8 protein-coding genes are annotated in these 8,370 nt (G+C 70.7%); all 8 read right to left on the bottom strand.

Features of this window, described 5'->3' with window-relative positions; all coding sequences use genetic code 11:
* Positions 1-1,413 precede the first annotated feature (1,413 nt).
* Positions 1,414-2,475: a ParB/RepB/Spo0J family partition protein gene (locus ACQPZO_RS30990; protein ID WP_433345833.1), complete on the bottom strand. Its 1,062-nt coding sequence runs from the start codon at positions 2,473-2,475 to the stop codon at positions 1,414-1,416.
* A gap of 27 nt (positions 2,476-2,502) precedes the next feature.
* Positions 2,503-3,858: an AAA family ATPase gene (locus tag ACQPZO_RS30995; RefSeq protein WP_433345835.1), complete on the bottom strand. Its 1,356-nt coding sequence runs from the start codon at positions 3,856-3,858 to the stop codon at positions 2,503-2,505.
* Between the two features lie 266 nt (positions 3,859-4,124).
* The gene (rsmG, locus tag ACQPZO_RS31000; RefSeq protein ID WP_433351380.1) at positions 4,125-4,877 is read right to left on the bottom strand and encodes a 16S rRNA (guanine(527)-N(7))-methyltransferase RsmG; all 753 of its coding nucleotides are present in this window, start codon (positions 4,875-4,877) and stop codon (positions 4,125-4,127) included.
* Positions 4,878-5,103: 226 nt separating this feature from the next.
* On the bottom strand, positions 5,104-5,697 hold the full coding sequence (locus tag ACQPZO_RS31005) for a protein jag (RefSeq protein WP_433345837.1): 594 nt from the start codon (positions 5,695-5,697) through the stop codon (positions 5,104-5,106).
* A gap of 216 nt (positions 5,698-5,913) precedes the next feature.
* Positions 5,914-6,909, bottom strand: coding sequence for a membrane protein insertase YidC (gene yidC, locus ACQPZO_RS31010; RefSeq protein ID WP_433345839.1), 996 nt, complete (start codon positions 6,907-6,909; stop codon positions 5,914-5,916).
* 3 nt (positions 6,910-6,912) lie between these two features.
* Positions 6,913-7,200 carry a membrane protein insertion efficiency factor YidD gene (gene yidD, locus ACQPZO_RS31015; RefSeq protein WP_387022277.1) on the bottom strand — a complete coding sequence of 96 codons (288 nt, stop codon included), beginning with the start codon at positions 7,198-7,200 and terminating at the stop codon, positions 6,913-6,915.
* Positions 7,197-7,613, bottom strand: a complete 417-nt coding sequence (rnpA, locus tag ACQPZO_RS31020; RefSeq protein WP_433345841.1) for a ribonuclease P protein component — start codon at positions 7,611-7,613, stop codon at positions 7,197-7,199. The genes yidD and rnpA overlap by 4 nt, the downstream gene beginning before the upstream one ends.
* A 35-nt stretch (positions 7,614-7,648) precedes the next feature.
* Positions 7,649-7,786: a 50S ribosomal protein L34 gene (rpmH, locus tag ACQPZO_RS31025; RefSeq protein ID WP_088959667.1), complete on the bottom strand. Its 138-nt coding sequence runs from the start codon at positions 7,784-7,786 to the stop codon at positions 7,649-7,651.
* Positions 7,787-8,370: the final 584 nt, after the last annotated feature.

Below are 8,370 nucleotides of genomic sequence, written 5' to 3' on the forward strand. Positions count from 1 at the left end.
TGGAGTCCCGCACCGCGGCGGGCGTCGAGCCGGCTGGGGCCCACGAGCGAGCCCGATGACATGGCACCACACGGTGCGCCCGTCCGACCTGGCGCGCTCCCAGGGACCGGACCGACTGTGGATGCCGCCCGGACGCAACGCCGCACCGGGGGTGCCGATGCGTCCCGCCGGCGGGCGTCCTGCTCGTCGGCCCATCCGGTTCCACGTGAAACCGACGGTGACGATCCGAGTCGCTCCGACCCACACGGACTGACTGGACCCGGGCGCGTCGACTCTCGCCTTCTCGTGGCCGCCCGTACTGGCCGGACCCCGACCTTCGGCTCTGGCCCCGATCGCCGCTCCACCGCCGGCGCCCAGCCCCTCAGCCCTGCCCCCTCTGCTGCTAGTCCCGCCTCGGCAGACGCATGTGCCGCTCCTCGGTCCCGGCCGGTCCGGCCCGGAGTCACGGCAGCGAGCCCCGCCCGCCTCCAGTCGCCGGATCCGGCCTCGTGGGGCCACCACGCCGCCGTCGACCGATGTGACTCACCCGTCGAAGGCCCCACCGCAACGGGCCCGTTTCACGTGGGCCCGTTTCACGTGAAACGGGCCCGTCCACCCGGGCGGCGCTTCGTCCCGCAGGCGCACCTGCGCCCAGAGGCAGGGCCTGAGCGGTCGCGTCGGCGGAGACCGGCTCCGTTCACGACGGGCCCCCTCGTCGTGAACGGGATGGCGTGGAACGGGGCGTCGCCGGGACGCCCGTTCGCGCCCTCCAGTCCGCACACCGATGGCGCCGGAGCCACGACTGTGGGCGCGTTGGCGGCGGTAGGCAGGCCACGCTTAAAGAGGGCTGCCATGGCGGTGTGGCCGCAGGGATCCGGCGGGCTGGGGCGCCCCGGCCCGCATGCCTGACGGCACCCGCCGGGCGTAGCGGACGTTTCACGTGGAACGTTGCCCCGGCGCTACCGGGCACACGCGATTGGTTTCGAGCCACCGCGTCGTCGCCCCTACCATCAGGGCGGGCTTCCTGTCGGCCGTGGGGCCTCGTAACTGATCCCGGCCACCCCCGGGACCGCGTTACGCCGGTCATGCCCGTAGGAGCCCACACAGAGGGCTGATCTGTCGTCCGCGTTCGAACCCGCGTCGCACCGGTTCACCGGCCACCAGGTCCCGCCATCGCGAGGCTCAGCCCCGCAACACACGCACCGGCTTCTCCAAGGCTCCATGTCCTCGCCTCAGTCCACGCCGAGCACTCCCGGGCGGGCAGGGCAGGTCCGAGTCGACCCGGGCCGCTGCGGCGAGGCTGACCGTAGCCGGCCGCCTGCTGCGGTTGTTGCGTGGCCTGTGATTACGGTGGCGCCTTCCGTACCGGGAGGGCCGGAAGACAATCCGGCCGCGCCGTCCTGCACGGATGGCGCGGCCGGGGTCCAATTCGGGTCAGTCCTCGGCTTCCTCCTGGCCGACCCCGATGAGGCCGACGATCCTTTCGAGGTCGTCGACCGTGGCAAACTCGATCGTGATCTTGCCCTTGCTGCGTCCGATGTCCACCTTCACGCGGGTGTCGAACCGGTCGGATAGCCGGTCCGCAAGATCGGTCAGGGCGGGGGCGTGCGGCTTGGTCCGTCGCTTCGCGGCAGGGCTCTTGGTCGGGCCGTCCGCCAGCGCGAGCGCAACGATCTCCTCGGTGGCCCGGACGGACAGCCCTTCGGCGACGATACGCAGCGCCAGTTGCTCCTGCGCCTCCGCCTCGTCCAGGCTCAGCAGTGCCCGGGCGTGACCGGCGGAGAGCACCCCGGCAGCGACCCGCCGCTGCACCGGGGCGGGCAGGTTCAGCAGTCGGATGGTGTTGGAGATCTGCGGTCGGCTGCGGCCGATCCGCCGGGCCAGTTCCTCGTGGGTCGCGCCGAACTCCTCCAGCAGTTGCTGGTAGGCGGCTGCCTCCTCCAGGGGGTTGAGGTTGGCCCGATGAATGTTCTCCAGCAGCGCGTCCCGGAGCATGGCGTCATCGCGGGTGTCCCTGATGATCGCCGGGATGTTCTCCCGACCGACCGCTTGTGCGGCCCGCCACCGGCGCTCACCCATGACGAGTTCGTACTTCTCGCCGTCCAGCGCCCGCACCACGATCGGCTGGAGGAAACCGACCTCCTGGATGGAGGTCTTCAGTTCCTCCAGCGCCTCCTCGTCGAAGACCTGGCGGGGCTGCTTCGGGTTGGGCATGATCGCGTCGACCGAGATCTCGGCGAACCGGGCGCCCGGCACCGGGCTGAGCTGAAGCTCGGGCTCCGTCGGCTCGGGCCCCATCAGTTCGGACTCGGTCACCACCGGCTCCGGCGCCGCCATCGGTTCGGTCGCTGCGGGCCCGGCGATCGCCGGCGGAACCTGGGCGGCGCGTTCCCCGACCTCAGGCGTCGCCGTCATCGTTCCGGCGGGCTGGACCGGACCGGTGGGAATCAGGGCACCGAGACCCCGACCCAGTCCGCCCCGAGGACGGTTCTTCATACGACGCCTCCCAGCGACTTGTCCGCACTACACATTCCGGCTCACCGGTGCCTTGACCCCACGCTCGGCGATTTCCTGGGCGGCCTCGAAATAGCTCGTCGCCCCCCGTGAACCGGGATCGTAGGTCACCACCGACTGGCCGTAGCTCGGAGCCTCCGAGACGCGGACGTTCCGGGGGATGACCGCCTGGAGCACCTTGTCGCCGAAGTGGTTCCGGACGTCCTGCTCCACCGCGTCGGCCAGCCGGGTACGCCGGTCGTACATGGTGAGCAGGATGGTGGAGACCTCCAGCCGCGGGTTGAGGTGCTGACGGACCAGGTTGATGTTGTTGATCAACTGGTTAAGTCCTTCCAGCGCGTAGTACTCGCACTGAATCGGAATCAGCACCTCCTGCGCGGCCACCAGCGCGTTGACGGTGAGCAGGCCGAGCGAGGGCGGGCAGTCGATGAAGACGTAGTCGAAGTGCCCGGGGTAGGCGGCGATTGCCCGGACCAGGCGAGACTCTCGGGCAACCACCGACACCAGCTCGATCTCGGCACCGGCCAGGTCGATAGTGGCCGGCACGCACCACAGATTGGGGATGCCCTCGACGCCCTGGGCCACCTCCTCCAGCGGCACGCTGTTAATCAAGCAGTCGTAGACGTCCGGGACCCCGGTATGGTGCGGGACACTCAGCCCGGTCGACGCATTGCCCTGCGGGTCGAGGTCGACCACGAGGACCCGGTTTCCGTGCAGGGCGAGCGCCACCGCCAGGTTCACCGTGGTCGTGGTCTTACCCACGCCGCCCTTCTGGTTGGCGACGCACATCACCCGGGTCCGCTCGGGGCGGGGCATGGTCACCTCGCCACTCGGATTAAGGATCTGCACGGCGCGCATAGCCTCCATAGCCAACGGTGGGTCATCCTCTTCGCGCGTCGGGGTTTCACGTGAAACGTACGCGGCATCCGCCGGATCGGCCCCGAAGGCCCCGGCCGGCGGATCCGGCGTGTCGACAGGAACAGCGACTCCAGGGGTCGCATCGGGCACCGCACCAGGTGCGGGATGTCGGGGAACAGCAGCCACGGCCGAGTGCGACGGCTCGAACCGGACGGGCACCGCGGTGTCGCGCTGTTCCGCTGCGGCGCGCTTGGCGACGGCCAGTTCCTCGGGGCGGCTCGCACCGTAGACCGTGCCGGACCTTCCCACGGAATGCGGGGTGTCACCCGAGTCGGTCGGCGCGTCGCGGCGAACCGCCGGATCGCAGTCGGCTGACGGCGAGCCCGGGTCCGGGGGGTGAGTGGCCCGATCACGCTGGTCGGTTTCACGTGAAACGGGGTCGGCCGCAGAGTGCCCCCTGCGGCCGGTCGTCACCCGTGGATCGTCGTACCTGCCGTCGTCATGCACCTGTCATCCCTGCCCGCTCCGGATGGTCGGTCCGCACCCCGTCGTCTTGGCCACGCTCGTCGCACCACGGAGCCTACGGCCCGGCGGAAGCGGCCGGGGTCCCCCGGGGCGCAGATGCCACCCGCTCCACACTATCGACGCGCGGCCAGCCTACGGCGGACAGACGTGGCCAGTCCACGTCGGGTTCTTCAGACCACCGAACACCCGTCTCACTATCAACGACGCGACCTGCGGTGGGAAGCCGGCGGAGAGTCAGGGAAGTCGGATCAGCGACCCCGGCGCAACCCACCACGTGTCCGCTTCGCCGCGGGCTTGACCCTCGGCTGATTCACGACCCGCTCCCGAACAATCTCCACCACCGTCGCGGGCGGCTCGATCACCCCGACCCCGCAGTGGTGCACCTTGGGCTCACCCCCGCCCAGTTTGGCAACCGCCTTGGCATGCGCGGCGATCTCGTCGCCGGCGGACGATCCCTTCACCGCCAACAGGCGTCCGCCAGGCGCCACCAGCGGTAGGCACCAGGCGGAGAGCCGATCGAGTGGGGCGACCGCTCGCGCGGTGACGATCTCCGCGCGGAACGGCCCGACACCGGTGGACCCCGTCGACGCCTCCTCAGCCCGGCCCCGGAACACCCGGACGGCCTTCGTCAGACCCAGCCTCTCGACGACCTCGACGAGGAACGAGGTACGCCGGGCCAGCGGCTCGACCAGCGTTATGGTCAGATCGGGGCGCGCGATCGCGAGTACCAGGCCGGGCAGACCCGCGCCGGAACCGACGTCCAGCACCGACGCGCCCTCCGGGATGCGCTCCGCTACCGCAGCGCAGTTCAGCAGGTGCCGCTCCCAGATCCGTGGTGCCTCGCGCGGCCCAATCAGGCCCCGGAGCACGCCGTCGGTGGCGAGCACCTCCGCATACGCTGCGGCGAGGTCGAGCCGGTCGCCGAAGAGGGAACGCGCCGCCTCAGCCAACTCCGGCGGCAACACCGCAACGGCCGGGTCCGACCCGTCGGTGAAGTCCAGCCCGACGGCCGGGTCCGGCACGTCGCTCCGGTCCAGCACTTCGTTCCGATCTGACACGTCGCTCCGGTCCAGCACTTCGTTCCGATCTGACACGTTGCTTGGGCCCGGCACGTCGTTAGGGTCCGGCGCGTCGGCGCGTTGGCGGGACCCGACAGGCGACGGCCCGGGCGGCGTGCCACCCGGGCCGGTCACGGCGTCAGCCGTGGTGTCGTCGTGTGCCACCCGATCAGTCCGCCGGCTGGACGATGATGCGGCGGTTCGGCTCGACGCCCTCGGACTCGCTCTCCACCCCACTCATCGCGTTGACGACGTCGTGGACGCACTTGCGCTCGAACGCGGACATCGGCTCCAGCCGCACCGGCTCGCCGTACTCCTTGACCTTCTCCACCGCGTTCTTGGCGACGGCGGCGAGCTCCTTGCGGCGGTTGGCCCGGTAGCCACCGACGTCGAGCAGCAGCCGGCTCGGGGTGCCGGTCTGCCGGAACACCGCCAGCCGGGCCAGCTCCTGGAGCGCCTCCACGGTGGCGCCGCGCTGACCGACCAGGTTCTGCAGCCCGTCGCCGACCACCTCGACCACCGGGCGGCCACCGGACACCAGCTCGTCGATGTCCCCGTCGTAGTCGAGGATGTCGAGCAGCCCCTCGACGTAGTCGGCAGCGATCTCGCTCTGCCGGAACAGCTCGCTCTCGGCCGGTGCCTTCTTCTCCCGCGTGCCCGAGCCGGCCTCGCCCTCCTCCGCCTCGGTGTCGTCGGTGGCCTCGATCGGTGCGCTCTCCTCGTCCACGGACTGGTCAGCGCTGGGGATGCTGGTCTCGGTCACGGTCTCATCTCCGTACTCGCTCGGCCGGACCGTCGGGTCCGCTGGTTTCCCGGGTCCGGTGGGAGATCGCCGGTGCCCTGGGCACGTCTGTACGGGCCAATCTCGCCCGTGTCCGCGCTAGGCGCGGCGGTTCCGGCCCGGCGCCTGCCTTGGGGGCGGCTGCCACGGGGCCGGCCCGTCCGCCGCAGGCCGGGCCGGCGGCGGACGGCGGGAGGATCAGCCCTGACGCTTGGCCGGGCCGCCCTTCTTCGGGTTGACCGGCTTGGCGCCCGGCTTGGGGCCAGCGATCTTCGGGGCGGACGGGGCCTGCTTGACCGGGGCCGGGGCGGCCTTGCGGCCGAGCAGCCCGCCGGTCTTCTTGGCCGGCTGGACCGGCCCGCGGGACGCGGGGCCACCGGTGCGGCCCGGGGTGGGCGGCGGCGGGTACTTGCGCAGTACCCACTGCTGCTGGCCGAGGGTGAACATGTTGTTGGTGACCCAGTAGATGATCACACCGATCGGGAAGATCGCACCCGAGACGAGCAGCGACAGCGGGATGCCGTAGAGCATCAGGCGCTGGATCATCTTTTGCTGCGGGTCCTCCGCCCAGCCGGTCTTGAGGATCATCTGGCGGCTGGTGAGGTAGGTGGTGCCCATCATGATCAGGACCAGAATGCCGGCGATCACCTTCACGGTGGTGCCGTTGGCGTTCAGCGCCGCCAACTCGTCGGCGGTGGAGCCGAACTTGCCGGCGATCGGCGCGGTGAAGATCTTGGCGCTGGAGGCGCTGTTGAACTGGTCGACCGCCCAGCCGTAGAGGGTCTTGTTGTTCTCGCTCTTCCCCGGGTCGAGGCGGCGCAGCACGTGGAAGAGACCGAGGAAGACCGGGATCTGGAGGAACATCGGAAGGCAGCCCATGAGCGGGTTGGCCTTTTCCTTCCGATAGAGCTCCATCATCTCCTTCTGGAGCGTCTCCCGGTCACCCTTGTGCTTCTCCTGGAGCTCCTTCACCTTGGGCTGGAGCGCCTGCATGGCCCGCTGGGACTTGATCTGCTTGACGAAGACGGGGAACAGGATCACCCGGACGGTGACCACCAGGAAGATGATGGCCAGGATCCAGGACCAGTTCGTACCGATCACCGCGTTGACCGGCACGCCGATGGCATCCCAGGCCGAGTGCCAGGTCAGCAGGATCCACGAGATCGCGTAGTAGATCCAGTCCAGACTGAACAATTCTCAGGCTCCAGTCACATCGGCACGGCGGCGACCGCCCGGCTCGGGCACCGGGTCGTATCCACCTGGGTGAAAGGGGTGGCAGCGCGACAACCGCAGGACCGTCAGGCCGACTCCCCGGAGCGCGCCGTGCCGGGAGACCGCCTCGAGGGCGTATGCACTGCACGATGGGTAGAACCGACAGCGGGCCGGCAGCGCCGGGCTGATCCAACGACGGTACGCGACGATGGGCCAGGTCAGCACCCGGGCACCCGGGCTCGTCGGCCGTGGCGCGGCGGAACCGCTGCTCATCGGGACCGCCGCCCCCGGGGTGTGCGGGCGGTGGCGAGCGCCCCGTCGAGGTCGGCCCCGAGCCGGGCGTACGACGCCTCGGCTGCGGCCGGCAACGCGCGGACCACCAGGATGCTGCCGGCCGGCAGGGCCGCCAGCCGCTCGCGGACCAGATGCCGCAGCCGACGCCGGACCGTGTTACGGACCACGGCGGGGCCGACGGCCTTGGACACGACGAAGCCGGCGCGGGTCGGTACGGAGGTTTCCTCCGCACCGGGGGTCCGCGCCGGCTTCGGCGAGGTATCGATGGTGGGGCCGGGTGTGGCGGGCAGCGTCAGGTGGACGACGAGCGAGCCTCGGCCGGCTCGACGGCCAGCCCGGACCGCTGCGGCGAAGTCGCTGCTGCGCCGCAGTCGTTGCGCGGCCGCCAGCACGACTGCCCACGTCCCCCGGACCGGACCGGTCGGCCTCAGGCCGACAGGCGGGTGCGGCCCTTGGAACGACGGGTCGAGAGGATGGCGCGGCCGGCCCGGGTGCGCATGCGCAGCCGGAAGCCGTGGGTCTTCGCGCGCCGGCGGTTGTTCGGCTGGTAGGTGCGCTTACTCACGTCAGGCTCTCCGTTTTCATACGCCCCGCGCGTAGGACCGCAGGGGTCGTGTGGTGGTCCAGGCCACCCTCGGCGGTGGCCCCGATCGGTGCTGCCCGAGGGCGCGGGACCCCGACTATGCGGGGAGGACGACCGCGGACAGCAAGCACGCACCACCCTAGCAGAGGGCGGTAGAGCAGCCGCTCCAGCCTACGCAGGGGGGCAATGACCGTCAAACACCTCGTACGACGGCTCCGCCAGGCCGCGAGCGCGACCGAAGCGGTGGTTTTCACTGATGCCGACAAGGGTGCCACGCGGTGACGGTTGATGGGCCCCGCCCCCCGCTGTTAGCGTGCGCGTTTGCGGTCCGCGCCGGCAGCCGATTGGCGGCGGCAGGCAAGACCGGACAAGGTAGTGAATCGTTCGGCACGGTGGAACCCGCTTCAGCGCCCGCCCAGACAGGGGGCAGGTCCGACCCGCATCTGGCGGGAGGCCACAATCGGTCGGTACACAGGCTGTGGATAACTTGTGGATAACGACGACCGGTCAGCCGTTCGGGCTGGACCAGCGGCGGTCGGGAGCAGAGGCGAGGGGGTGGCACGACG

Origin of the sequence: Micromonospora sp. CA-111912 (assembly GCF_050948415.1) — a bacterium.
Lineage (GTDB): Bacteria > Actinomycetota > Actinomycetes > Mycobacteriales > Micromonosporaceae > Micromonospora.